Consider the following 23,985-nt stretch of genomic DNA (forward strand, 5'->3'; position numbering starts at 1 on the left):
GGCCGGGCTGGCTCCCGCGGGTGTCTCCGCCGTGCGGAGACACCCGCGGGGCACAGCCGGCCACCCGCCGGTGTCAGCCCGCCAGGTGGCCCCAGCGGTCCTCCAGCTCCGGCCAGGTGCCCTGGTCCTCGGCCTTGCCGCCGATCAGCACGACCACCCGGTCGGCCTGGGCCAGCGCCGCCCGTTTCGACGTCGATCCGACCACGGTCACCCCGTGTGAGCGCAGCGCCCGCCAGAGCTCCAGCTCCGTGGTGACGTCCAGGGCGGACGACACGTCGTCCGCGATCAGCAGTTCGGTACGCGGGGCGAGCGCCCGGGCCAGCGCCAGCCGCTGCAGCTGGCCGCCGGAGAGCCGGGTGCCCTTGTGTCCGATCAGCAGGCCGAGGCCGCCGCCGGACGCGGTCAGGTCGTGCTCCAGCTGGGCCACCGAGACCGCGTCGGCCGCGTCCACCTCGTGCCCGAGCTGGATGTTGTCGGCCACCGTCCCGGACAGCACCCGGGGCAGCTGGGCCACGTAGCCGACCTGGTTGGGCCGCAGGAACAGCTCCGGGTCCCGCACCGGCTCGCCGTTCCAGCGCAGGTCGCCGGTGTGGTGCACGATCCCGGCCAGGGCCCGCAGCAGCGACGACTTGCCGGAGCCGACCGGGCCGACGACCAGCACCAGCTCGCCGCGCTGCACGGTCAGGTCGACGTCCCGGACGCCCTGGGCGCCGTTCTCGTGGACCGCGCTGAACCCGCGCAGCTCCAGCGTCCGCAACGGGTTGCGGGGCGCGGCGGGCGGCGCCGGCGCGGTGCCGGCCGAGATGTCCACCCCGGTGACGCCGGACGAGTACTCCGCGGCGCCGGTCATCGCGACCGTCCGGGCCGTCCACACCTTGGCCGACGGGTAGTGCGACACCAGCGACGCGGTCGTCCAGGCGAACCACCGCGCCGAGCCCAGCGTCGCCACCGCGATCAGCGTCGCCGCCGAGCTGAGCCGGTCGGACAGGTACAGCGCCCAGACCGCGATCGGCAGCAGGCCGCTGGCGATCGACGGCGTGGACCGCGCCCACACCTGGATCGCGATCTCCCGCCACTGCAGCTCGCTGCGCTTCGCGTCGAGCCCGGCCAAATGGTCGAGCACCGGCTCGGTCGCGCCGGCCAGCTTCACCGTGCGCGCCGCGGACAGCGACGACACCAGCGAGGTGGCGAACGCCGCGCGGGCTGCCACGGTCCGCCGGGCGGCCTGCTCCAGCCGCGGCCCGAACAGGGTCGCGGCCAGCCCGGACACCAGCATGGTGCCGAGGAAGAACAGGGCCGGCACCAGCGACTGCGAGGTCACCGTCATGGCCACCGCGACGATCAGCGCGACACCGCTGTCGATCAGGTTGTCGGCCAGCATCACCACCCGCTCGGTGTCGCCGCCCTGGGCGACCACCTCGGCCGGGGTGTGCTTGCTGACCCGGCGCGGCCCGATCTGCCCGTGCACCAGGCGCAGGCTGATCCGCAGCATCTGCCGCACCCACCACTCCGGGAACCAGGCGCCGGTGTAGTACAGCGTCGGGATCAGGGCGAGCAGGGCCACCGCGATGCCGAGCGCCGGCAGCATCGGGCTGCCCACACCGTCCACCACGTCCGACCAGAGCAGTGGCAGCACCACCCCGTCCAGTCCGAAGAGGACCAGCAGCACGAACAGGCCGACGGCGCCGAGACCGTACCGGGCGTCGTTGGTGGCCAGCCGGGCGATCTCGCGCATCGTCCGGGTCGGCGGCGGGGTGGGCAGCGGCGGCGGCGCCACCGCGGGCAGCGGGTTGGTCAGCGCGTCCGCGCCGAGCTCCAGCCGCACCGCGGCGTCCCAGTCGCCCGCCTCCTCGTCCTCGACCAGCACCCCGCCGTTTGCCGGCGCGGCCGGCGCCGGGACGGCCAGGTTGCTGCTCGCCATCAGCTCGGCGAACCGGCGGGACTCGCGCAGCGGACCGGCCTCCATCACCTGGCCGTCGGCGAGCACCACGACCTCGTCGCAGCGCTGCACCGAGGAGAGCCGGTGCGCCACGATCACGCCGATCCGGCCGGCCAGCAGGCGGTCGGTGGCCCGCTGCACCCAGGACTCGGTGACCGGGTCCATCCGGGCGGTCGCCTCGTCCAGGATCACCACCTGCGGGTCCCGGACCAGGATCCGGGCGAACGCCACCAGCTGCTCCTGCCCGGCGGAGAGCTTGTAGCCGCCCTCGCCGAGCTTGGTGTCGATGCCGTCCGGCAGCCCGTCGACCCAGGCGGTCAGACCCAGCTCGTCGAGCGCCGCGCCGGCCCGGGGCAGCAGCTCCCGGTCGAAGAGCGCGATGTTCTCGGCGAGGGTGCCGGCCAGGATCTCGGTGCGCTGCGGGACGATCGCGGTCCACCGGCGCAGCCCCTCGACGGCGAGGTCGTTGATGTCGGCGCCGCCCAGGAACACCGTGCCGGACGGCACCTCGACCGCGCGGGTGAGCACCTTGGCCAGGGTGGACTTGCCGGAGCCGGTGCGGCCGATCAGCGCATAGGAACGGCCCCGGGCGAAGGTGAGGGTCACCCCGCGCAGGGCCGGCGGCCGGCTGCTGTCCGCCTCGCCGTACTGGAAGGTCAGGTCTCTGACCTCCAGGTCGCCGTCGGTGGGGGCGGCGCCCTCGGTGGGTTCCTGCGTGACCGCGCGGAGCATCTGCACCCGGCCCCAGGCGCCGAGCGCGTTCTGCAGCTCGGGGACCATCCGGGTGACGTGCTCCAGGGTGCCGCCGAAGCCGAGCGCGAGCAACCAGATGCCGGTCAGCCGGGCGCCGTCGATGTGCCCGGTGACCAGCGCCCAGGCGCCGACCAGGACGAGCGAGGCGATCAGCGAACGGGTGATCGCGCCGGCCCACATGGTGACCCGGGACGAGGAGCGCCAGACCCGGCGGCCACGGGCCAGCACCTCGCGGGCCCGGTCGGCGAAGAGGCGGTGCACGTACGGCGCGGCCAGGCTGGTGCGCACGTCGTCCTGCCCGTGGATCGCCTCCTCCATCACGGCGGCCAGGTCGGACCAGGCCTCCTCCTCGGCGATCCGGACCGGGCCGATCCGCTGGATCGGCTTGTTCATGGTGAGGTAGATCAGGACGCTGACCGCGATCATCGCCAGGCCGGCCGGCCACCAGACGAAGAACGCGGTGACGATGGAGAGCGTGGCCACCGCGAGCGACTGGGCGATCCGGACGCCGCTGCCGCGCAGCTCCGAGCCGACCTGGTAGACGTCCGAGTCGATCCGGTCGAGCAGCTCGCCGACCGGCGTGTTCTCCAGCGTCGGGATGTCCTGGCCGAAGGCGACCCGGTTGAGTCCACGCCGGACCTGGGCGGCCCAGTCGGCGGTCAGCCGGGCGGCGACCAGCCCGACGACGACGTCGCTGACCACCACCGCGACGAGCGCGACGGCCAGCGCCACGAACATCGGGGCGGACCGGTCCACCAGCACCGGGCCGGCCAGCGCGAGGGCCACGGCCGATCCGGCCGCGCCGAGCACGATCAGGAACGCGGCCAGCGCCGTGCGACTTCGGGAGGTAACCCACAGGTCGCTGAGCAGACGCATACGAAGTCCTCTGGACGATGGGAGAAGGGCGGTACCCCATCCTGCTGCGGCCCGTTCGAAGCGCTCAACCGGTTTAAATAGGACATGTCATCCGCCCGGGGGCGGAAAGTGATCATGGCCTCGGGCGACTCGGGAATCGGCTGGCGGTGGCGTCCGCGGGTGCGATGTACTGCCGGCCATGGGCGGAACCGCACTCAGCATCCTCAGCCCGCTGACCGCGGCCCGCGCCGAGCCGATCGTGGTGGCCGAGATGGCCGCCGAGGGCCTGACCCGCTACCCGCCGAGCCCGGACCTGCTGGCCCGCCTCGACCGGGCCGGCCGCTGCCTGCGCAGCCCGGACCTGCACGGCTCGGTGCTGCTGGACGCCCCCGCAGTCGCCGCCTGGCGAGCGCACCCGGACTTCCACATCGTGAAGTAGTCAGGCGGCGCGCAGGGTGAGCAGGGTGATCTCGCTGGGGGCGAAGATACGGAACGGCGGGCCCCAGAATCCGGTGCCGCGGCTGGTGTAGAGCTGGGTGCGCTCGGAGTGCCGGGACAGGCCCTGCAGGACCGGCTGGTCGATCCGGACCAGGTAGTGGAACGGCCACATCTGGCCGCCATGGGTGTGGCCGGACAGCTGCAGGTCGATGCCGTGCGCGACGGCGCCGGAGATCTGCTGCGGCTGGTGGGCGAGCAGCAGCACCGGAAGCTGGGGGTCGGCGCCGGCCAGCGCGGCCTCGTGGTCCATGTGGTGGCCGGGGACGCCGGAGCCGGCCGCGGTGCGGTCGTCGACGCCGGCCACGACGAGCGAGTCGCCGCCGCGGGAGACGACCAGATGCCGGTTGTGCAGGGCCTCCCAGCCGAGCTCGGACATGTGCTCGACCCAGCCCTGGGCGCCGCTCATGTACTCGTGGTTGCCGGTCACGTAGACCCGGGCCAGGCTCGCGCGGACGTCGCCGAGCGGCGCGGCCATCTCGCGGCGCTGGTCGACCTCGCCGTCGGCGATGTCGCCGGTGTGCGCGACGATGTCCGCGTCCAACGAGTTGATCACCTCGGTCACGCCGCGGGACCAGCGTGCCCGGTCGATCGGGCCGTAGTGGGTGTCGGTGATCAGCACCACCCGCAGCCCGTCCAGGCCCCGGCCCAGGCGCGGGATGGTGACGTTCACCCGGCGCACCCGGGAGACCCGCATCGCCTCGGCGTAGCCGTAGACCAGCAGGATCAGCGAGACGGCCAGCACGGTGCCGGTGACCACCCGGGAGCGGACCGGGTCGGCGACCCCGGCGAGGGCCAGGACCAGGCCGAACAGCTGGCCCAGGAGCGACCAGACGAAGAGCACCCAGAGCACGCCGAGCGTGGTGTCGGCGATCCGGGCGGCGGTGTCGTCGCGCCGGCCGTGGCCGCGGAACATCAGCACCGGGAAGGCCGCCGCGACCAGCACGACCAGCACGGTGGCGGTGACGACCACCGGGGTGGGCCAGGCGTTGCCGGACCAGACCAGGGTGGCCCACGGCACCCCGAAGAGCAGGGCGAGGACCGCCACCAGGATCACACCGAACCGGGCGCCCGCCCGTCGCCGCCGGGGCTTGGCCTCGACCGCCTCATCCACTGACATGCGAGCAAGCATGCCACCGCGTCACGGCGAAAACCCGTCCGCCGGATCAGCGCGCAGCGAACACAGCAGCGCGGACGGCACCACCAGGTCGGCCCGGTCCCGGGTGGTGGCGATCAGTGCGGCGTTCCGCTCGTCGGTGCCGGTCGCCCAGGCCCGCGCGGCCTCCGGTGACTTGCCGAAGCGGACGTGCCGGGCGATCAGCCGGCGCAGCCGCTCGGCCGGGTCGAGATCGGTGTACCAGACCTCGCTGAACACCTCCCGCAATCCGGCCCACCGGCCCTCGCCGAGCAGCAGGTAGTTGCCCTCGGTGAGGATCAGCCGGGCGGTGCGGGGCACCCCGATGGCGCCGGCGATCGGCTGCTCCAGGACCCGCTCGAAACCGGGCACGTAGACCATGTCGTCGCGGTCGTCGAGCAGCCGGCGCAGCAGCGCGGAATACCCCCAGCCGTCGAAGGTGTCCGGCGCGCCCTTGCGGTCGCGCAGCCCGAGCCGGTCCAGCTCGACGTCGGCCAGGTGGAAGCCGTCCATCGGCACGTGCGCCACCCAGCCGCCGGCGGTCAGCCCGGCCGGCGGCTCCGGGGCGAGGGCGGCCAGCAGCGACTCGGCCAGGGTGGTCTTGCCGGCGCCGGGCGGTCCGGCGATGCCGAGGACGGCGCGCCGCCCGCCGGCGACGAGGGACCGGGCCCGGCGCACCAGATCGGGGAACGTGCCTGTCATACCGCAGACCGTACCGGGGGTCGGATCTCCGACTGGGACGAGAGATGCGCGGCGGCGCCGTGGACCCTGACGGAGTTCCCGGCTACTACCGAGAGGAATTAGATGATCACGTTCGGCTCGGCGGCGATGGCCGCCCTTCTCGTCGTCCCGGCGCCGGTCGCGCCGTCCGCGGAGTCGCCGGCCGGTGCGGAGGCGGCCGGCGGTTCCGCGGTGACGCGCGGCCCGGACGGCGCCTACTACGTCGGTGACCGGGCCGGCCGCGTCCTGCGGATCGCGCCCGGCCACGTTCCCCAGGTCTACGCCACCGGCCTGCCCGGCCTGGTCAGCCTCGCCTGGGGCGCCGATCACCGGCTCTACGCGCGGGCCACCACCCGTAAGCGCCTGCGCTCCACCGTGCTGATCCAGGTCAGCCGCACCGGCGCACACCGGCTGGTGGAGATCGACCCGGTCCCGGCCCGGCGCTAGGCACGGTCCGCTCCGGGTGCGGGCCGCCGCTTTCCGGTACGCGCGAGGCGGTCCCGGCGCGAGGCCGCCTCGCGCCGGACGGCCGCGGCGGGACCGCTCCGGGCGTACCGTCAATCGGTGGTCCCGATCGGAGCGGACCTGGCGCGGGCCCGCGGACCGGCGGGGGTGCTCAGCCGAGACCGGGGCGCAGCCCGGCCACGCCGGCGGGTTTGCTCAGCCGAGACCGAGGCGCAGCCCGGCCACGCCGGCGGGGGAGAGCGGCCGGGAGGTGGCCCGGGCCAGGTCGGTACGGATGCCGTCGGGGAGTTCCTCGCCGAGCGCGCAGAGCGCCGGGTAGAGGTCGAGGACCTGGCGGTGGCTGAGCGCGCCCGCGCCGATCAGCAGGCCGTTGAGCGCGGTCGGGGTCTGGCTCAGCTCGCCGCACAGTTCGGCGCGCCAGGACGGGTCGTGGACGTGGTCGGCGAACTCGCGGGCGATCCGGTTGCCGGCCGGGGAGCGCAGGCCGCCGAGGGAGCTCTGCCGGTGCCGGCTGATCGGCGGGGCGAGCCGGCAGGCGATCCCGAGCCGGCGGGCCAGCTGCGGCACGGTGAGCACGTCCAGGCCGGCCGCGCATCCCTCGCACAGCCGCTGGAAGGTGGTCGCGTGGATCACCGAGGCGGGCCGCTGGCAGGCGCCGTCCAGGCCGCAGGACGGGTCGAGGATCACCTCGGTGAGGGTGCCCTCGTGGTCGAACCGGCCGACCGCGAAGTAGGTCGCCGGGGCGGTGCGGTAACGGGCCAGCGCCGCGCGGGCGCTGACATAGCCGTCCGGGTCGACGCCGATGCGTGGCACACCGGCGTCGGTGTGCAACTGGATGAGCCGGAACATGGGCACGCTCCCGGGGTGAAGCGAATTCGGTGTCGTCCTCCGGTACGTCAGCCGCGCGGCAAAGGTTCACAAGTCACTCTGTGTCACCAGATCGTGACGGCGTTTGCGCTGGCAGACGTCCCGGATGGGAGCGAAGATTACTCCGGGTAGTGGAAATTGGCTAGGGCGAACGGAGGAGGCCGCAAGATCGGGATTTGGGTACGGTGGGTTGCCGAATGGCGGGACAAAGGGGGACTTTGTGGGCTGGAGCACGTTGCCGGCGCTGATGTATCACTCGGTCTCCGCCGTGGACGGCCCGCTGCGTGATCTCGCCGTCCCACCGGACCGGCTGGCCGAGCAGCTGGAGGCGCTCACCGCCGCCGGCTACCGCCTGGTCGGCCTGACCGAGGCGCTCGACCAGGTGCGCGCCGGCAGCACCGAGAAGCTGCTCGCGGTCACCTTCGACGACGGCTACCGCGACTTCCTCACCGCCGGCGTCCCCGCGCTGCGGGCGGCCGGCGCCGGCGCCACCCTGTACGCGTCGGTCGGCCACCTCGGCGGCCGGGCCGGCTGGCTGGGCCGCTGGTCACCCGACTTCGGCCCGATGCTGACCTGGGAGGAGCTGGCCGAGGTGGCCGCCCAGGGCATCGAGATCGGCAACCACAGCCTGATCCACCACCCGCTCGACGTGCTGCCCCCGGCGCTGCTGCGCGACGAGGTGTACCGCAGCCGCGACGAGCTGGAGCAGCGCCTGCAGCGCGGGGTGCGGTCGTTCGCCTACCCGCACGGCTACAACAGCCGCCGGGTCCGCGACGTGGTCGCCGCGGCCGGGCACGACAACGCCACCGAGGTCGGCTACCGGGTGCACACCCCGCGCGAGCGGCAGTTCGCGGTGCCGCGCTTCCAGCCCACCCCGGACCACACCGGCGCCGACCTGGTCGCGCTGGTCGAGGGCCACGGATCCGGCCTGGTCCCGACCCTGAAGCGGTACGCTCAGCCGGGCTGGCGCCTGGTCCGCAAGCTCGCCCGCGCGACGGGCCGGACCCTGACCTGAGGTGCCCGTGCTGATCTCCCGACGCCACCTGCTGCTGCTCGCCGGGTCCGCGGCGCTGGCCGGCTGCACCGCCCCCGACAAGCCCTCCTGGCCGCCGGTGCCGTCCGCGCTGCCGTCCCCGTCCGCGGTCCGGACCGGCGGCGGACCGGTGCCGCTGCAGCCCGGCAAGGTGATGCTCGGCGCCTACGTCGCGCTCCACGGGATGAGCCCGGCCGGCGGGCTGGCGCTGCGCCGCCGTCAGCTCGGCCACGACCTGCGGATCGTGCACCGCTACTACTCGTGGACCGATCAGCTGCCGACCCGGCTGTCCTACCTGCCGCCGGCGAGCACGCTGATGATCTCCTGGCGCGGCCCGCGGCTCACCGACATCACCACCGGCCGGGCCGACCGGCTGATCACCGCGGCGGCCCGCCGGCTCGCCGCCGGCGACCGGCCGGTCCTGCTGCGCTGGGGCTGGGACATGAACCGCGACTTCTACCGCTGGGGCGGCGCCGCCAACGGCCGGTCGCCGGCCGGCTACGTGACCGCCTGGAAACGGCTGCGCGGACTGTTCGCCGAGGCCGGCGCGGACAACGTCTCCTGGGTGTGGAGCCCGAACTGGAACACCCACCCCGAGGAACCCTGGAACAATCGGGACGGGTACTACCCGGGTGACGACCTGGTCGACTGGGTGGGCGTGTCCGGGTACTCGCAGGGCGAGACCCCGGAGCAGATGTTCGACCCGGTCTACCAGACGTACGCCGCCCGGAAACCCATCATGATCACGGAGGTGGCGGTGGCGGACCGCGGCGGCGCCAGCAAACCGGACTGGATCCGGGACTTCGCGGCCTGGGCGCGGTCCCGGCCCGCGGTCGGCGCCGCCGTCTGGTTCGACACCGACACCCACCCCGGCTCGACGGAGAAGTGGCGGATCGACTCGGACCGGGCCAGCCTGGCCGCGTACCGGGCGATGGCCGGCGATCCGGTGTTCGGCGCGTGAGACGGGTCGTCCTCGCGGTGGCGGTGCTGATCCCGCTGGTGGCGCTGGTCGCCTGGGCGTTCACCCACGAGCCGTCCGGCACCGCCGAGGCGCCCGCCGGCTACTGGGTCTCCGCCTACGGCGACGACGCCGGCGACGGCAGCTCCCGGCACCCGTGGCGCTCGGTCACCAAAGCGGTCAGCGCGGTCCCCGAGGGCGCCACCATCCACCTGCGCGGCGGGGACTACCGCCCGTTCACGGTGGACCGGCCCGGCCTGACGATCACCAGCGCGCCCGGCGAGAAGGCGACGATCGTCGGGCAGTCCGGCACCCGGGACGTCATCCTGGTCACCGACGACCACGTCACGCTGCGGAACCTCGAGGTGCGCGGCTGCGTGCCCAACCCGGCCCCGGACGCGGCGGAGACCGGCGACCACGGCAGCGGCGTGCGGATCCACGGCACCACCGGGGTCACCGTGCAGAACGTGCACGTGCACCACAGCGCCGGGACGACCGCGGCCGGGCTGCCGGTCGGCTGCTACGGCATCCTCGCCACCGACGCCCGGGACCTGACCGTGAGCGGCAACGAGGTGGACCACAACGGCGCCGGGATCGTGGTCTCCGGCGGCGGCCGCGGCGTGCTGGTGGACGGCAACACCGTGCACGACCAGGACCGGATCATCCACAACACGGCGGCGCCGCTGGACGACTTCGGCGGCTACGGGCTGGCCGCGACGTTCGTCGAGGACGACCCGGGGCCGGTCTTCCGGAACAACACGGTGACGCACAACCTCGGGCCGTCCACCGACTACGGCGTCGACGGCGGCGGCATCGAGATCTACGACGCCGGGCACGTGACGATCACCGGCAACACGTTCGCCGACAACGACGGCGCGCTGGAGACCGGCACCGGCTCCGGCGGCGGCTGCGACGGCAACGTCTTCGCCGGCAACACCGTCGCCACCCGCGACCACGGCGACGACCGCTCCACCGGCCTGGTGCTGCGCTGCGCCGCCGACATGCGGGTCACCGGCAACACCTTCGAGAACCTCAGCCAGTTCACCTTCCTGATCTCCACGGACGGCGACTTCGCCGGCCGCATCGACGGTCTCACCATCACCGGCAACGATGTCCGCCAGGCGCCGGGCGTGGTCGTGCACCGCCTCCAGGTGCCCTCGACCGCGTCGCTGCCCCGCATCACGATCGACGCCAACCGCTACCGGCTGGCCGGCGCGTCCTTCGCGGTGATCGGCCCGGACGACTCGCCGGACGCCGCCAACACGGTCGACTTCGCCACCTGGCAGCAGCGCACCCGCTTCGACGCGACGTCCTAGATCCGGACCACCCTCGCTGCCGCGACGCCGCCCTCCCCCTTCCGGATCCTTGTCCGGTACGACTCGGAGCCCCGTGCGAGCCGGCCCGCGATGCCCCGGCCCGCGCAGGACCGCCACGCGTGTCGTGCGGGTCCGCCGGCGGACCGCGACGCCCGCCGCCGGTCACGGCTGCGGCCGCGCCCCCTGTCCCGGGCTGGCTTCCACGGGTGTCTCACAGCGGTCGAGACACCCGTGAGAGCCAGCCGGGGGCGGGAGCCGCGGCCGGGGCCGTGACCAGAAGCGGGCGTCGCGGGCCAGCGGCGGACCCGCACGACACGCGCGGCGGTCGGGGGTGGGCCGCAGCCTCGCGGGCCGACTGTCACGGGACTCCGAGTCGTACCGGACAAAGGATCCGTAAGGCGGAGGGCGGCGTCGCGGCAGCGGGGAAAGGCGACGGCCCCGGCACCTCGGGGTGCCGGGGCCGTGGCGAAGCCGCTATCCGGCCAGCTGGTAGATGGTGACGCCGGGGGCCTGGTAGAAGACCTTCCACGCCGGGGACGCGGACAGGCCCTGCTTCAACGAGGTGAAGGAGCCGTCCGGGAGGGTGCCGAAGTAGGCGGTCTGGCGTTCCATCGAGTCGCTGACCACCAGGTAGTTGGTGGGGTAGTTCATCGCCTTGACGTACTCGGTGAGGTCGGCGATCCGGGAGCTGTTGATGTTGCCGGTGAAGTACGGGTCGCCGATCAGGGAGATGTCGACCGAGACGTGGCCCTTGTTGAAGGAGCCGTAGTTGCCCCTCAGCTTGGTCGGGAAGTTCGGGGCGATCAGGATGACGCCGGAGTCCGGCTTGGCGTGGTCGTAGAGGTAGTTCGCGGCGACGATGTCGGTGCGGGTGACGAAGTGGACCTCGCTCTGGCCCTGCAGGCCCTGCAGGCCGGCGAACATCAGGACGCCGGTCAGGACGCCGGAGCCGGCCTTCCAGTACCAGGAGCGATGCGGCTTGCCGCCGGCCCAGAAGGTGGCGACCAGCAGCGCGGTGAACGGCAGCGAGAAGGCGTAGACCCGGTAGATCGCCTCGCCGCCGTAGCTGCCGCCGGCCAGCGTGGTGATCGGCAGGTAGGCGAGCAGGGCGGCGACCAGCACCGTGCCGAGCTTCTTGCGGGCCCGCCAGACGGTGAACAGGCCGGTGGCCCAGAGGCCGATCGCCAGGGCACGGGCGACCAGGGCGGAGAACTCCTGCTGCGGGGTGCTCCAGCTGGCCGCGTTGCCGGACGCGTTGGCGAACAGGTTGAAGTCGAAGATCGAGTACTGGCTGCTGACCGAGCCGATCCGGGGAGCCAGGAAGGCCACCAGGACGGCGCCGAACAGCACCGCGAGCAGGCGCGGCCGCAGGATGCCGAGCATCGCCAGGACCACCACCGGGACCATCATCATCACCGGGGTGAGCTGGTGCGACACCACGATCGCGGCGTAGATGACGGTGGCCGCGGCGGCCGCCCAGAGCCGGCTGCGGCGGCTGACGTCGGGACGTTCCGGCAGGTCCCGGGTGAGCCAGGCGCGCAGCCGCTCGATTCGCGGGAACCGCTGGATCTCGCCGGTCGGCGGGCCGGTCAGCCAGCGGATGACGATCACCCAGAAGGCGAGCATCAGCGGGTAGACGTAGCCCTGCGGGGAGAAGTAGCCGATGTCCACCCACATGCACGCCTGGGCCATCAGCGTGCCGAGCGCGATCACCCGGCGGTTGGTGGTGAACTGGCGCAGCAGGGCTGCGGTCATCAGGCCGTTGAGCACCATGCAGGCCAGCGACGACCAGGCGGCGAACGAGATCGGGTCCAGGCCGGAGACCTTGGACAGCAGCGCCATCACCGCGAAGAAGCCGGGCCACTGCTGGTAGATGTCGGTGGAGTCGATCAGGTGGCCGTTGTCCCGGATCAGCTCGACGACGCCGAGGTGCTTGTAGGTCCAGGCGTACTCGGTGGTGCCGCTCAGGATCGGGACGGTGGCCTGCATGATCGCCGGGACGGCGAGGATGCCGGCGGTCAGCACCAGCGGGCGGGCCCGGCCGAACAGCTCGGCCGCGAAACCGATGCCGAGCAGCGCGAGCGCCACGAAGAACGGGACGCCCAGGGTGGTGGAGAGGCCGTAGGCGCCGAAGTGGGCGGGGCTGAACCGGACCAGCGTGAAGATCCACAGGGCCAGGCCGGCCGGCAGGGTGACCAGCGGCAGCAGGGCGGTCAGCCGGTCGGCGCCGCGCTCGGCCGGGTCGCTGAGGACCGGGCGGGTGAAGCGGGCGCCGGAGCGCCACTGCCGGGTCAGCTGGACCAGGCCGGCGAGCATGCTGCCGCCGGCCAGCACGCCGAGCGAGGCGGCCGGGTGCCAGAGGTGCAGCCAGAGGGTGAGCACGGCCGGGGCGACGCTGATCGACAGGCTCAGCGCGGTCGCCATCGACCAGGCGGTGAGCCGGTTCTGCAACGGGACGAAGCCGAGTACCGCGGCGCCCGGGGCGACCAGGATCATCGCGAGGAGCAGCAGCAGGCGGGTGCCCGGGTGCGGGACCAGCTCGCCGGCGACGCCGAGCAGCCCGCCGAGGACCGCGATGGCGGCGAACTCCAGCCGGGTGTCCAGCCCCGGGGTGTCGTCGGCCGGGGCGGCCGACGGCTGTGGCCGCCCGGCCTTCACCGGGCGGCGGATCATCTGGGTGACGCTCTCCAGCCGGGGGATCAGCTGGGTGGCGTTCTTGTCGACCTGGGGGATGACCTGGGTGGCGGCGGCCTCCGGAGCGGCCTTCTCGGGCAGCGGGATCCGGACGGTCTTCTCGCCGAGATCCAGGCGCGTCGTCTCCTCGCCGACCGGCTTCGTGGCCGGCGCCGGGATCACCGCGGTCGCCTCCGGGTCCTGGCGGGCCGCGTCCGTACGGATGATGACGGTCGCCGCCGGGTCCGGCGACGATCCGTCCTTGGTCTCGGGCGAGCGCTGCTGCGCCATGCGGTGGGGCCTCCAGAGGTATGTCTGTCGGGTCGGCTCAGGGGCGCCGGCGGAGCGTGGCCCGGGCGGCCCGCCGCCCGCGCAGGTAGGCGCGCGGGCCGGCGATCATTCCCTTTCGGTTGGCGCCGAGCAGTTCACGAGGGAAATCGGCCTGCAGGGTGGCGACCCGCGGGCTGTCCGAGCCGGTCAGATCCCGGTACGCGGTGGGCGCCAGCTTGAGCAGCCGCCAGATCAGCCCCGGCCGCCCGAGCAACAGGCTGGTGTACGCCGCGGTCAGCCCGGTGCCGTACCCGACCATCTGCTTGCGCAGCCCCTCGAAGTCCCGCCGGTGGTAGTGGTGGGTGACCGCGGTCGGCTGGTAGACGATCGTCCCGCCGGCCAGCAGCACCTGGGTGAAGGCGAGAGTGTCCTCGGAGCCCATCGCCGGGGTGCCGGCGCCGAGCGCGGTGTCCCAGCCGCCGACCCGCTCGATCACGCCGGGCCGGAAGGTCATGTTGGCCCCGGTGCCGAACGGCGGCAGCGGGTAGAGCGGGCTCTGCGGGTGCCGCGGCCCGAACACGTCCGGCACGAACCCGCGGCCCTTGCTGTGCCCGCCGAACTGCTCGAACCAGATTTGCGCCCGGGTCTCCAGCTCGGCCGGGACGATCACGCCGGAGACCACGTCCGCCTCCGGGTGCTCGACCAGCGCCCGGGCCACCTCGGCCAGCCAGTGCGGGTCGGCCAGCTCGTCGTCGTCGATCCAGGCCATGATCTCGCCGGGGCAGGCGGCGACCGCCGCGTTGCGGGCGAACGACAGGCCGGCCTTCGGCTCCTTGAGGTAGGTGACCGGGCCGCGCCGGGCCGCCGACCGGACCACCTCGGCGGTGGCCCCGGTGACCGGCGCGTTGTCCACCACCAGGATCCGGAAGTTCGGGTACTGCTGGCCGAGCAGGCTGTCCAGGCAGCGGGCCAGCGCACCAGGCCGCTCCCGGGTGCAGATCACCACGGTGATGTCCGGGGCGGCGGCCAGCACCGCGCGCCGGGAGGCCAGGAACGCGGGCTCGGTGGCCGGGGTGAAGCCGGTGGCCGGGATGGCCGCGCCGCCCAGCCGGGGGCGCACCACGTCGCCCAGCTCGTCGTCGATCGCGGCGGCCAGGTCGACCGGGCTGAGGCCGTACTCCGGGACGTCGACCAGGATGGTGCCGAGCGGCTCGGTGAAGAGCCGGACCAGCGCCCAGGCCTGCTGCACCCGGCGGCCGTCCGCGGTGGTCGCGGAGACCCGGGGCAGCGGCTCGGACAGTTCCAGGTCGAGCACGACGGCGGGGAGCACGGCGTCGGTGGAGAAGACGGGGGCGGTGGTCACTGGGCGGCCTTCACTGCGGGGCGCCGGGCGGACCGGCGCGAGCTGACGGTTTCCACGAGGCCGCCGACCCCGGCGGCGGCCACTCCGGCGACCACCCCACCGGCGCGCAGCAGCTGGTTCACGCCCTGGCCGCGGGCGGCGCCGGCGAGGTGCCGCAGGAACGCTTTGGGCAGCGACCGGAGATAGCTGCGCTCGGCGCCGAGGGCGTCCTGTTCGTGCAGGCCGGCCATCTGCACCTTGCCCCGCCCCTCGGCGTAGCAGCGGCGCACGAAGAACCGGAACGAGGCCCGCTCGGCGGGCACCTCGTGCTGGATGACGGCGCCCGGCACGTACATCCAGCGGCCACCGGCGACCTGGCTCATCCGCAGGCAGAGGTCGGTGTCCTCGGGCCGGTTGCGGTCGCCGAGCTTGCCGAAGCCGACCCGGAACCCGCCGGCCGCGTGGAACGTGTCCCGGCGGACGATCATGTTGGCCGACCAGACGTTGCGGATCGGCGCGGTCTCGGTGGGCATCCCGGCGTACGACCCGCCGACCGCCCACAGGAACTCGGCCGGCATCCAGCGCGGCTCGCCGTCCTCCCAGGCCGGGACGATCGCCCCACCGGTGCCGACCACCGCCGGGTCCGCGAACGGCTCGATCTGCCGGGCCAGCCAGTGCCGGTCGGCGATGATGTCGTCGTCGAGGAACGCGATCAGCGGCGTCCGGGCGTGCTCGGCGCCGGTGTTCCGGTTGCCCGAGACGCCCTGCGGGTAGGCGTTCTCCAGCACGGTCACGCCGGTCAGCTCGTCCGTGGCCCGGGCGTACATCGCCGGGTTGTGGTCGACGACCACGACGACCTCGTCCGGCTGGTGCGTCTGCGCGCGGGCCGACTCCAGCGTGCGCCGCAGACAGTCCCAGCGCTTCTCGGTGTAGGTGGGGATGACGATCGTGGTGGGGTGGGTCACGAGGGGGTGCTCCTGACGGCGGGGCGGGCGTCCTAGTTCTGACGCGACCGCAGGTCGCGGGTAGGACGGGTGCCGAGGTCGTCGATGCCCGGGGCGCGCAGCTGGTTCAGGTCCTGGGTGGGGCGGACGCCGAGGTCGTCGCGGCGGGCCCGGTTGAGGTGGCCGCGCGGGCCGACGGCGTGCGGCCCGGTGACGGCGGCGGCGCGGCGGGCGGCGGCCTGGCCGGCCAGCTTGGCGGCGAACGGCTCGAGGCCGGCCCGGCGGCGGACCCGGGCCCGGCCGAACTCGCTGAAGATGGTGCGCAGCACGCGGAAGCCGTCGCGGAAGGTGTTCAGGTTGCTCTGCCCGTGGATCCGCTCGTGCTCGGTGCTGCCGACCTCGCCGACCTTGAGCTGCTCGGCCACCGCGCGGATGTTGATCATGGTCTCGATCTCGAAGCCGTCGCCCCACAGCTTGCTGCCGTCGGCCGGCCGGGGCAGGTCGACGTCCGGCAGGTCGAGGGCCGGCACCACGTCGCGCCAGAACGCGTTGTAGCCGTAGCAGAGGTCGGTGAACTTCGTCTTGAACAGGACGTTCACCACCAGGTTGAGCCCGTCGTTGCCGAGCTTGCGCAGCCGGGTGATGTCGTGGCTGTGACCGCCGAAGTTGAACCGGGTGCCCTTCACGAACTGGTCGCCGCCGGTCAGCTTGGCCACGAACAGCGGGATCTCGCCCGGGTCGGTCGAGCCGTCGGCGTCGATCATCACGATGATGTCGCCGGTGCAGGCCGCGAAACCGCAGGCCAGGGCGTTGCCCTTGCCGGTACGGGTCTGCTGCACCACGACCACGTCGGGGCGCAGCTCGCGGGCCACCTCGACGGTCCGGTCCTTCGACCCGCCGTCGACCAGGATCACCTCGGTGATCATCGCCGGGAGCTTCGCGAACACGTGCGGCAGGTTCCGCTCCTCATTCAGCGCGGGGATGACCACGCTTACGGTCGGTGACTGCGGCCGGTTACTGTCGGTGCTCGTGTTCACGTGCGAAAGCTCCATGTCGGTCCCTTCCGGGGGCGGCAATACGGCCGGTAACGCGATTTCCTGAATCGGAGTTCACGTGGCCGCTCGCTTCAGGGACCGAATTTAGCAACACATTACGTAGCGTCAACAGCCGTCAAGTTGGTCGCGCGTCACAACCGATCGTCTGAGCGCGGAGGACCGTACGAACGGCTGGCGACCTTGGTCACATCGCTACGGTGGGTAACGGACATGGCGTCGCTCCGTGGATCTTCCGCGCGATTGCCGCGGCGGCCTGCCGATCCCGAGAAATTCGGAAATGCCGGAGATGTTCGGAACGCGGGCATTTGGTCACCCTGCGTGCCGGGGTCCGGCGGGCGTGACGGCCGGTGAGGTGGCACCCTGGTGACTGTGGGAATGACGACCGAGGACGCCGGCTGTGTGTGCGGGCACCCCTTCGCCGCGCACCAGCACTACCGCGCCGGCAGCGAGTGCGCGCTCTGCGGGCCGCAGCGGTGCCCGCGGTTCCGGCGGTCGCGCTGGTGGCGGCGGCTCCTGCCCGCATCCTGAGCGCCGGGTAGCGAAAGCCTATTACTTCTGTAGGCTTAGCTCACTTTGACGCAGGGAGGCACCATGTCACTTCCCGACTTCCTGATCGCCGGAGTCCCCAAGGCGGGCACGACGGCCCTGCACGCGGCCCTGACCGCGCACCCTCAGCTGTTCCTGCCGTCGGTGAAGGAACCCAAGTTCTTCCTCTCCGACGGGCCCCCGCCGGCCCACGGCGGACCCGGCGACGTGCAGACCTACCAGGAGCACGTCTGGCGCCGGACCGACTACGAGGCGCTCTTCGCCCCGGCCCCGCCGGGCGCCGTGAAGGGCGAGGCCACCCCGTTCTACCTGCACGACGTGGCCGCGCACGACCGGATCAAGGCGCTCGTCCCGGACGTGCGGATCATCCTGTTGCTGCGCGACCCGGTGGACCGGGCGCACTCCAACTGGACGCACCTGTGGAACGCCGGCCTGGAGCCGGAGGCGGACTTCCTGGCCGCCTGCCGGGCCGAGCCCAAGCGCCGCGCGGCCGGCTGGGCGCCGTTCTGGCACTACCTCGACCTGGGCCGTTACGGCCACCAGGTGGAGCAGCTCTACCAGCGGTTCCCGCGCGAGCAGGTGCTGCTCCTGCGGTACCGGGAGCTGAAGGACGCGCCGGCCGCCACGCTGGACCGGGTCTGCGCCTTCCTCGGCGTGCGCACCGGCCTGCTCGGCGCCATCCCGAAGGAGAACGTGAACCGGCACGTCGTCGAGGACACCGCGGTCAACCGGGTGCTGCGCGGCCTGCTCCGCTCCGGCGGCACCTTCGGCCACCACTTCCCGGTGCCGCTGCGGCTGGCCGCCCGCGGGCCGCTGCTCACCCTGCTGCACCGCAAGAAGGGCAACCGGCCGGTGACCACCCCGGCCGAACGGGCCGAGCTGCTGCCGCACTTCGCCGCGGACATCGCGCTGCTGCAGGACGTCACCGGCGAGCGGTACGACGACTGGCTCAGCGTGGACCGACACGCCCGGATCGCAGATACCCCACCAGTCCAATAGGTGATGGCAAAATCGTCAGAAACCACTCATTTCTCCCGGAGGCCGCGTTGACCGTCGGAATAACCGCTCTGCCCCTGCCGAGCTGGGAAGACGCCACGGTGGTGGTGGAGCCGCCGAGCACCGAGCCGGGCGCCTGGTCCGGTGCGCCGAGCACGATCACCGTGGACGGGCACATCTACCTGGCCTACCGGGTGCGGCTGCCGATCGGCGCCGGGCGCGGGATCGCCAACGTGATCGCCCGGTCCGCCGACGGCCTGACCTTCACCGTGGTGGCCGAGGTGAGCAAGGACCGGTTCGGCGCCGAGTCGCTGGAGCGCCCGGCCCTGGTGCACACCCCGGACGGGCGCTGGCGGCTCTACGTCAGCGCGGCCACCCCGGGCACCAAGCACTGGCGGGTCGAGCTGATCGAGGCGGACACCCCGGAGGGCCTGGCCACCGCGACGCCCCGGACCGTGCTGGCCGGCGACGAGACGGCCGGGGTCAAGGACCCGGTGCTGCACCACGACGAGCACGGCTGGCACCTGTGGGCGTCGGTGCACCCGCTGGAGTCCTGGGACGACGCCGACCGGATGACCACCGAGTACGCCACCAGCCCGGACGGCGTGCACTGGACCTGGCGGCGGACCGCGCTGGCCGGCCGGCCCGGGCAGTGGGACGCGCGCGGGGTGCGGGTGTCCTCCGTGCAGGTGGTGGGCGACGAGATCACGGTCGCCTACGACGGGCGGGCCACGGCGGGGGAGAACTGGGAGGAGCGGACCGGGACGGCCCGCGGCACGCGCCTGCCGGACGGGTCGTTCGGCGAGCTCACCGCCGAGGAGCGGGAGCCGGTGGGCAGCCCGCACGCGCCGTACGGGCTGCGCTACCTGAGCCTGGTCGAGGCGCCGGGCGGCGGGCGGCGGCTGTACTACGAGGCGACTCGCGAGGACGGGGCGCACGACCTGCGTACCGAGAAGGTCTGAGAGTGCGGTCACTCCCGCCGGGGGTGACCGGAGGCGCCTCGGGAGCCCCGGCCTAGCGTGGTCTCCGACGGCAGATGGTCGCGCACAGCGACGACGCGTCGATGGGCGGAACCGGTCTCACAAGGACCCGGTTCCGCCTTTCCTTTTCCGTACGGCGATTACCGACAGTAAGCGCAGGCCGTCCCGTTTGTCCCGCCTTTGCATTTCCTATGAATAGACACGCGACAATTCTTGAGGCCACTGTGGAATTGTCGGTCGCTCGTTCGGCGGAGATCACGTTTGTCCCACGGACGCCGGGGTATCGCCGAAACCAGCGAAATTTCGGGAGGGGAGCGCCGTGCGGACACTGGGCGGGCGGTATCAACTGGTGCACCGCATCGGCTGGGGCGGCATGTCCGAGGTGTGGCGCGGTCACGACCAGGTCCTCGACCGCCCGGTCGCCGTCAAGATCATGGCGCCGGCGGTGGAGGGCACGCTCGGCGAGGCCGGCGTCGAGCTGATCCGCGCCGAGGCCCGCTCGGCGGCCCGGCTCGCCCACCCGAACGTGGCCGGCGTGCACGACTTCGGCACCTCGCCGGCGCCCGGGCGGCGCGACGTGCCGTACATCGTGATGGAGCTGGTCGAGGGGCAGACGCTCGGTCAGCACCTGGCGCTCGGCCGGCTGGACTGGCGGATCGGGGTGCGGATCTGCGCCGAGGTGGCCGCCGCCCTGGCCGCCGCGCACGCCGAGCAGGTGGTGCACCGCGACATCAAGCCGGCCAACGTGATGCTCACCCCGAGCGGCGCCAAGGTCCTCGACTTCGGCATCGCGGCGGCGGTCGGCGCGCCCGAGCCGGACCCGGACGGCCCGGTGATGGGCACCCCGGCCTACGTCGCCCCGGAGCGCTTCGAGGGCTGCCCGGCCACCCCGGCCTCGGACATGTTCGGGCTCGGCTCGCTGCTCTACCACTGCCTGGCCGGCCGGGTGCCGTGGACCACCAGGTCGCACACCGAGCTGATCCACGCCCAGCGCTACTGGGACCCGGAGCCGCTGCCCCGGGTCGACGGGCTGCCGCCCGAGGTGCTCGACCTGTGCTTCCGCTGCCTGCGCCGGGACCCGGCGGAACGCCCGACCGCCCTGGTCGCCGCGCTGCTGCTGGCCGAGGCGGTGGACGCCCGGGTCTACGTGCCGCTGGCCGACATCGACCCGGCCACGCCGGCCTGGGACCAGGGGGCGATCGACGAGCCGACCTACCACCGCAACTCAGGCGCGCGGAACCACGACCAGTGGCACACCCGCCCGACGGAGCATGCGCCCCGACACGCCGCCGAGTAGCACCCGGCGGGCCGGGCCGTACCCCCGGGAGCCGCAGAACAGCACGTCCAGGCCGGTCAGCGCGGCCAGCTCCTCGATCACGTCGCCGGAACGCAGCTCCCACTCCACGGTGACGTCCGGGACGGTGGCGGCGGCTTTCCGGAGTGCCTCCTCGTAGGTCTCCCGGGCGGTGTCCAGGAAGGCCCGCTCGGCGTCGTCGCCGATCATGAACGGCAGCGCCGCGTCCCCGCCGGCCACCACGGTGACCAGCAGCAGCGGGCTGCCGGTCCGCCGGGCCAGCCCGGCCGCCGCGTCGAGCGCCGCCCGGCCGTCCGGGGTGTCCACGTAGGCCACCCCGATCCGGCCGGCGGTGCCGGGCGGCGCCGCGCAGCCCGCCGGGGTGACCGCGACCGGGCAGACGCTGCCGGCCAGCAGCCGCTCGGCGGTGCTGCCGGCGAAGATCCGGGCGGCCGGCGCGGCCGTCCCGGACCCGACCACCAGCAGCGCCGCGCCGGACTGCTCGGCCAGGTCGTGCAGGCCGTGCGCGGCCGAGCTGGACGCGACGATCCGGTAGTCCACCCCCGGTGGATCGTCCAGGGTGGCCCGGGCCTCGGCCAGGATCCGCTCGGCGGCCCGGTGCCGGTCGGCGATCCACTCGGCGTCGACCCGGCCGGAGCCGAGCGCCGACGGGGCCGGGTGCACCACCGCGACGATCAGGCCGGTGGCGTAGGCGCCGGCCAGCCAGCGCCCCAGCGCGAGGGCGTCGGCCGTCCCCGCGCCATGGTCCGCGCCGACCACCACCGGCGCGCTCATGATCCGGACCGTTCCGGCGAGCGCAGCCGGGAGTGCCGGTAGCCGTAGAGGCCGTAGATGAGCAGGCCGACCGCCAGCCAGGCGACGAACCGGACCCAGGTGTCCCACGGCAGGTCGGACATCAGGTAGACGGCGAACGCCACGCCGATCAGCGGCAGCACCGGCGACCACGGCACACGGTAGGGCCGGGGCATGTCCGGGCGGGTCCGGCGCAGGATGATCACCCCGATGTTGACCAGCACGAAGGCGAACAGCGTGCCGATGTTGACCAGCTCGACGATGGTGCCCAGCGGCACCAGCGCGGCCAGGATCGCGATCAGCCCGCCGAGCACGAAGGTGAGCTTGGCCGGCGTGCCGTAGCGCGGGTGCACGGTGGCCATCCGGCGGGGCAGCAGACCGTCCCGGCACATCGCGAAGAAGATCCGGGTCTGACCGTAGAAGATCACCAGGACCACGCTGGTGATCGCGATGACCGCGCCCAGCGCCAGGATGCCGGCCGCCCAGCTCATCCCGGCGCCCTCGTCCAGCGCCGCGGCGAGCGGGGCGTCGCTGTCCTTCATCTGGTCCGGGCTGGCGATGCCTAGCGCGCCGACCGTGGTGAGCACGTAGAACACCGTGCAGATGGCGAGCGAGCCGATGATCGCCCAGGGCAGGTCGCGGGCCGGGTTGCGGGCCTCCTCGCTGCCGGTGGAGACCGCGTCGAACCCGATGTACGCGAAGAAGATGATCGCCGCGGCCGCGGTTATCCCGTCCACGCCGGCCGGGGCGAACGGGTGGAAGTTGCCGGTCCCGAAGTTGGCGAACGCCACCACGATGAAGAAGACCAGCACGACCAGCTTGATCACGACCATCACCAGGTTCACCCGGGCGCTCTCGGTGACGCCGCGGACCAGCAGGAACGTGATGGCCAGGACCACGAAGACGGCCGGCAGGTTGAACATGCCGCCGTCCTCCGGGGACTTGGCGATCGCGTCCGGCAGGCTGAACCCGAACGCCGCGTCCAGGAACGCGTTCAGGTTGCCGCCCCAGCCGATCGCGATGCCGGCCACCGAGACGCCGTACTCCAGGATCAGGTCCCAGCCGATGATCCAGGCGACGATCTCGCCGAGGGTGGCGTAGGTGTAGGTGTACGCGCTGCCGGAGACCGGGATCGACGAGGCCAGCTCGGCGTAGGACAGTGCGGAGAACGCGCAGGCCACCGCGGCCAGCACGAAGGACAGGATGACCGCCGGCCCGGCGATGCCGGAACCCTTGCCGATCACCACGAAGATGCCGGTGCCGATGATCGCGCCGACCCCCATCGCGGTCAGCTGGGTCACCCCGACCGCCTTCTTGAGCTCGGTGCCCTCCTCGGACGTCTCGTGGATCAACGATCCGACGTCCCGGATGGCGAACAGTCCGCTTCCGGCCATGCCGCGCCCCCTTTCGCTGCCTCAGGCCACCGTCATCCCGCGATCACCCCGCCCGCAAGCCGGGCGGGGAGACGATCGGCGCGATGTGGGAAGTTCGGTTGCCCGGCTTGCCTACTGACCAGCGCGGTGGGTGAAAAACCGTTCGGCGTACGGGTTGTGCGCCGTCCCCGACAAACCGCGCGGCAGCCTGCGAGGGGTACGGCGGGGCGGGTACGGTGGGGTGAGAAGGGGCAAATCGCCTCTTTGGGTCAGTTCGGCCGGCTCGGGTCTCCCCGGCCGGCCCAGGCCGGTTCTTCAATCTGCCCGGAGCGTCCGGCTCGGGGCTTCTCCTGGGGGGACGCGATGGGGCAGGCCGTGATGACGACACGGCGACAGGCCGACGGCGCCACCGTCGTCGACGTGCGCGGCACCCTGGACGCCGCCACCGTCGACGCCCTCCGCGAGATCCTGGTCGACACCCTGCAGCGCGACCGCCCCACCGCGATGATCGTCGACCTCACCTACGTCACCTTCATGGACTCGGTCGGCATCGGCGCCCTGGTCGCCGGCCAGCGCGCGGCCCGCGACATCGGCGCCCGCTTCCAGCTGCGCAACCCGAGCGACTTCGTCCACCGCCAGCTCCGCGTCACCGGCCTCACCGACCTCCTCGGCTGCATCTGACCGGGCTGTCGTCCCGGCCGCTCGCGGTCCGCCTCTCGTCCCCGACAACCATCCCGCTGCCGCGACGCCGCTCCCCAGCTCGCGGTCTTCTTTCCGGTACGACTCGCAGCCCCATGGCAGCCGGCCCGCGATGCCCGGCCCCCTCGCGGCCGCAGCGCGGCGCACGGTCCCGGCTGGTTCTCACGGGTGTCTCAGGGCGGTTGAGGCACCCGTGGGAGCCAGCCGGACGACCGTTGCGCGCGGCTGGGCGGTGCGGTGCACGGTCCGGGCTGGTTCTCAGGGGTGTTTCAGGGTGGTTGAGAGACCCGTGGGAGCAAGCCGGACGACCGCTGCGCGCGGCTGGGCGGTGCTGGTCCTGAGGGGTGTTTCAGGGTGGTTGAGAGACCCGTGGGAGCCAGCCGGACGACCGCTGCGCGCGGCTGGGCGGTGCGGCAGGGTGGCCGGGCGGCGTCAGCGCGTGGCGGGGCGGCTTCGGGCGTACC

20 protein-coding genes are annotated in these 23,985 nt (G+C 73.2%); 10 read left to right on the forward strand and 10 right to left on the reverse strand.

The window, feature by feature from the left end:
- Positions 1–73: 73 nt before the first annotated feature.
- Positions 74–3,568, reverse strand: a complete 3,495-nt coding sequence (locus BJY16_RS22300) for an ATP-binding cassette domain-containing protein (protein ID WP_185041525.1) — start codon at positions 3,566–3,568, stop codon at positions 74–76.
- A 178-nt stretch (positions 3,569–3,746) separates the two neighbouring features.
- Here BJY16_RS22300 and BJY16_RS22305 point away from each other — a divergent pair, with 178 nt between their 5' ends.
- Positions 3,747–3,986 carry a hypothetical protein gene (locus tag BJY16_RS22305; RefSeq protein ID WP_185041526.1) on the forward strand — a complete coding sequence of 80 codons (240 nt, stop codon included), beginning with the start codon at positions 3,747–3,749 and terminating at the stop codon, positions 3,984–3,986.
- Here the strand turns inward: BJY16_RS22305 and BJY16_RS22310 are convergent, their stop codons facing one another.
- Positions 3,987–5,162, reverse strand: coding sequence for a metallophosphoesterase (locus BJY16_RS22310; protein ID WP_185041527.1), 1,176 nt, complete (start codon positions 5,160–5,162; stop codon positions 3,987–3,989).
- A 21-nt stretch (positions 5,163–5,183) separates the two neighbouring features.
- Positions 5,184–5,879, reverse strand: a complete 696-nt coding sequence (locus tag BJY16_RS22315; RefSeq protein ID WP_185041528.1) for a nucleoside/nucleotide kinase family protein — start codon at positions 5,877–5,879, stop codon at positions 5,184–5,186.
- 102 nt (positions 5,880–5,981) lie between these two features.
- Here BJY16_RS22315 and BJY16_RS22320 point away from each other — a divergent pair, with 102 nt between their 5' ends.
- Positions 5,982–6,344, forward strand: coding sequence for a hypothetical protein (locus tag BJY16_RS22320; RefSeq protein ID WP_185041529.1), 363 nt, complete (start codon positions 5,982–5,984; stop codon positions 6,342–6,344).
- A gap of 213 nt (positions 6,345–6,557) precedes the next feature.
- Here BJY16_RS22320 and BJY16_RS22325 read toward each other — a convergent pair whose 3' ends face one another.
- Complete coding sequence (locus BJY16_RS22325) at positions 6,558–7,211, reverse strand: hypothetical protein (protein WP_185041530.1); 654 nt, start codon at positions 7,209–7,211, stop codon at positions 6,558–6,560.
- Between the two features lie 238 nt (positions 7,212–7,449).
- On the opposite strand from BJY16_RS22325, the gene BJY16_RS22330 reads away from it, so the two are divergent.
- Genes BJY16_RS22330 through BJY16_RS22340 form a run of 3 tightly spaced genes read left to right on the forward strand, consistent with a single transcriptional unit; the run spans position 7,450 to position 10,536 of the window.
- Complete coding sequence (locus tag BJY16_RS22330) at positions 7,450–8,244, forward strand: polysaccharide deacetylase family protein (protein ID WP_185041531.1); 795 nt, start codon at positions 7,450–7,452, stop codon at positions 8,242–8,244.
- Position 8,245: 1 nt separating this feature from the next.
- Positions 8,246–9,223, forward strand: a complete 978-nt coding sequence (locus BJY16_RS22335) for a glycoside hydrolase family 26 protein (RefSeq protein ID WP_185041532.1) — start codon at positions 8,246–8,248, stop codon at positions 9,221–9,223.
- Positions 9,220–10,536 (forward strand): right-handed parallel beta-helix repeat-containing protein, encoded by a 1,317-nt coding sequence (locus BJY16_RS22340; RefSeq protein WP_185041533.1) that lies wholly within the window; start codon positions 9,220–9,222, stop codon positions 10,534–10,536. The genes BJY16_RS22335 and BJY16_RS22340 overlap by 4 nt, the downstream gene beginning before the upstream one ends.
- 474 nt (positions 10,537–11,010) lie before the next feature.
- On the opposite strand, the gene BJY16_RS22345 is transcribed toward BJY16_RS22340, so the two are convergent.
- Genes BJY16_RS22345 through BJY16_RS22360 form a run of 4 tightly spaced genes read right to left on the reverse strand, consistent with a single transcriptional unit; the run spans position 11,011 to position 16,817 of the window.
- A complete protein-coding gene (locus BJY16_RS22345) occupies positions 11,011–13,500 on the reverse strand; it encodes a hypothetical protein (RefSeq protein WP_185041534.1) in 2,490 nt (829 codons plus the stop codon).
- A gap of 37 nt (positions 13,501–13,537) precedes the next feature.
- Positions 13,538–14,842, reverse strand: coding sequence for a glycosyltransferase family 2 protein (locus BJY16_RS22350; RefSeq protein WP_185041535.1), 1,305 nt, complete (start codon positions 14,840–14,842; stop codon positions 13,538–13,540).
- A complete protein-coding gene (locus tag BJY16_RS22355) occupies positions 14,839–15,786 on the reverse strand; it encodes a glycosyltransferase family 2 protein (RefSeq protein ID WP_185041536.1) in 948 nt (315 codons plus the stop codon). Before BJY16_RS22355 ends, BJY16_RS22350 begins: the two co-directional genes overlap by 4 nt.
- Positions 15,787–15,818: 32 nt before the next feature.
- Positions 15,819–16,817: a glycosyltransferase family 2 protein gene (locus BJY16_RS22360; RefSeq protein WP_185041537.1), complete on the reverse strand. Its 999-nt coding sequence runs from the start codon at positions 16,815–16,817 to the stop codon at positions 15,819–15,821.
- Positions 16,818–17,195: 378 nt separating this feature from the next.
- Between BJY16_RS22360 and BJY16_RS22365 the strand changes: the two genes are divergently transcribed.
- The 4 genes from BJY16_RS22365 (at position 17,196) to BJY16_RS22380 (ending at position 20,639) form a co-directional block, all read left to right on the forward strand.
- A complete protein-coding gene (locus tag BJY16_RS22365) occupies positions 17,196–17,348 on the forward strand; it encodes a hypothetical protein (protein ID WP_221502020.1) in 153 nt (50 codons plus the stop codon).
- 63 nt (positions 17,349–17,411) lie between these two features.
- Positions 17,412–18,365, forward strand: a complete 954-nt coding sequence (locus tag BJY16_RS22370) for a sulfotransferase family protein (protein WP_185041539.1) — start codon at positions 17,412–17,414, stop codon at positions 18,363–18,365.
- A gap of 47 nt (positions 18,366–18,412) precedes the next feature.
- Entirely contained in the window at positions 18,413–19,324 is a 912-nt protein-coding gene (locus BJY16_RS22375) for a glycoside hydrolase family protein (protein ID WP_185041540.1), read from the forward strand.
- A 337-nt stretch (positions 19,325–19,661) separates the two neighbouring features.
- Complete coding sequence (locus BJY16_RS22380) at positions 19,662–20,639, forward strand: serine/threonine-protein kinase (RefSeq protein WP_239176728.1); 978 nt, start codon at positions 19,662–19,664, stop codon at positions 20,637–20,639.
- Here BJY16_RS22380 and BJY16_RS22385 read toward each other — a convergent pair.
- Positions 20,568–21,431: a universal stress protein gene (locus BJY16_RS22385; protein WP_185041541.1), complete on the reverse strand. Its 864-nt coding sequence runs from the start codon at positions 21,429–21,431 to the stop codon at positions 20,568–20,570. The genes BJY16_RS22380 and BJY16_RS22385 overlap by 72 nt on opposite strands.
- On the reverse strand, positions 21,428–22,843 hold the full coding sequence (locus BJY16_RS22390) for an amino acid permease (RefSeq protein WP_185041542.1): 1,416 nt from the start codon (positions 22,841–22,843) through the stop codon (positions 21,428–21,430). The genes BJY16_RS22385 and BJY16_RS22390 overlap by 4 nt, the downstream gene beginning before the upstream one ends.
- A 357-nt stretch (positions 22,844–23,200) precedes the next feature.
- Here BJY16_RS22390 and BJY16_RS22395 point away from each other — a divergent pair, with 357 nt between their 5' ends.
- On the forward strand, positions 23,201–23,503 hold the full coding sequence (locus BJY16_RS22395) for an STAS domain-containing protein (RefSeq protein WP_239176730.1): 303 nt from the start codon (positions 23,201–23,203) through the stop codon (positions 23,501–23,503).
- The last annotated feature ends 482 nt before the right edge of the window (positions 23,504–23,985 follow it).

Source organism: Actinoplanes octamycinicus, assembly GCF_014205225.1.
GTDB classification, from domain to species: domain Bacteria; phylum Actinomycetota; class Actinomycetes; order Mycobacteriales; family Micromonosporaceae; genus Actinoplanes; species Actinoplanes octamycinicus.

Excerpts from the sequence above, each read along its gene's own strand:
- BJY16_RS22305 (WP_185041526.1), top strand. The coding sequence starts at position 3,747 with ATGGGCGGAACCGCACTCAGCATCCTCAGCCCGCTGACCGCGGCCCGC.
- BJY16_RS22325 (WP_185041530.1), bottom strand. The coding sequence starts at position 7,211 with ATGTTCCGGCTCATCCAGTTGCACACCGACGCCGGTGTGCCACGCATC.
- BJY16_RS22390 (WP_185041542.1), bottom strand. The coding sequence starts at position 22,843 with ATGGCCGGAAGCGGACTGTTCGCCATCCGGGACGTCGGATCGTTGATC.
- BJY16_RS22360 (WP_185041537.1), bottom strand. The coding sequence starts at position 16,817 with ATGGAGCTTTCGCACGTGAACACGAGCACCGACAGTAACCGGCCGCAG.
- BJY16_RS22395 (WP_239176730.1), top strand. The coding sequence starts at position 23,201 with ATGACGACACGGCGACAGGCCGACGGCGCCACCGTCGTCGACGTGCGC.
- BJY16_RS22370 (WP_185041539.1), top strand. The coding sequence starts at position 17,412 with ATGTCACTTCCCGACTTCCTGATCGCCGGAGTCCCCAAGGCGGGCACG.
- BJY16_RS22385 (WP_185041541.1), bottom strand. The coding sequence starts at position 21,431 with ATGAGCGCGCCGGTGGTGGTCGGCGCGGACCATGGCGCGGGGACGGCC.
- BJY16_RS22320 (WP_185041529.1), top strand. The coding sequence starts at position 5,982 with ATGATCACGTTCGGCTCGGCGGCGATGGCCGCCCTTCTCGTCGTCCCG.
- BJY16_RS22365 (WP_221502020.1), top strand. The coding sequence starts at position 17,196 with ATGACGACCGAGGACGCCGGCTGTGTGTGCGGGCACCCCTTCGCCGCG.
- BJY16_RS22315 (WP_185041528.1), bottom strand. The coding sequence starts at position 5,879 with ATGACAGGCACGTTCCCCGATCTGGTGCGCCGGGCCCGGTCCCTCGTC.
- BJY16_RS22310 (WP_185041527.1), bottom strand. The coding sequence starts at position 5,162 with ATGTCAGTGGATGAGGCGGTCGAGGCCAAGCCCCGGCGGCGACGGGCG.
- BJY16_RS22300 (WP_185041525.1), bottom strand. The coding sequence starts at position 3,568 with ATGCGTCTGCTCAGCGACCTGTGGGTTACCTCCCGAAGTCGCACGGCG.
- BJY16_RS22345 (WP_185041534.1), bottom strand. The coding sequence starts at position 13,500 with ATGGCGCAGCAGCGCTCGCCCGAGACCAAGGACGGATCGTCGCCGGAC.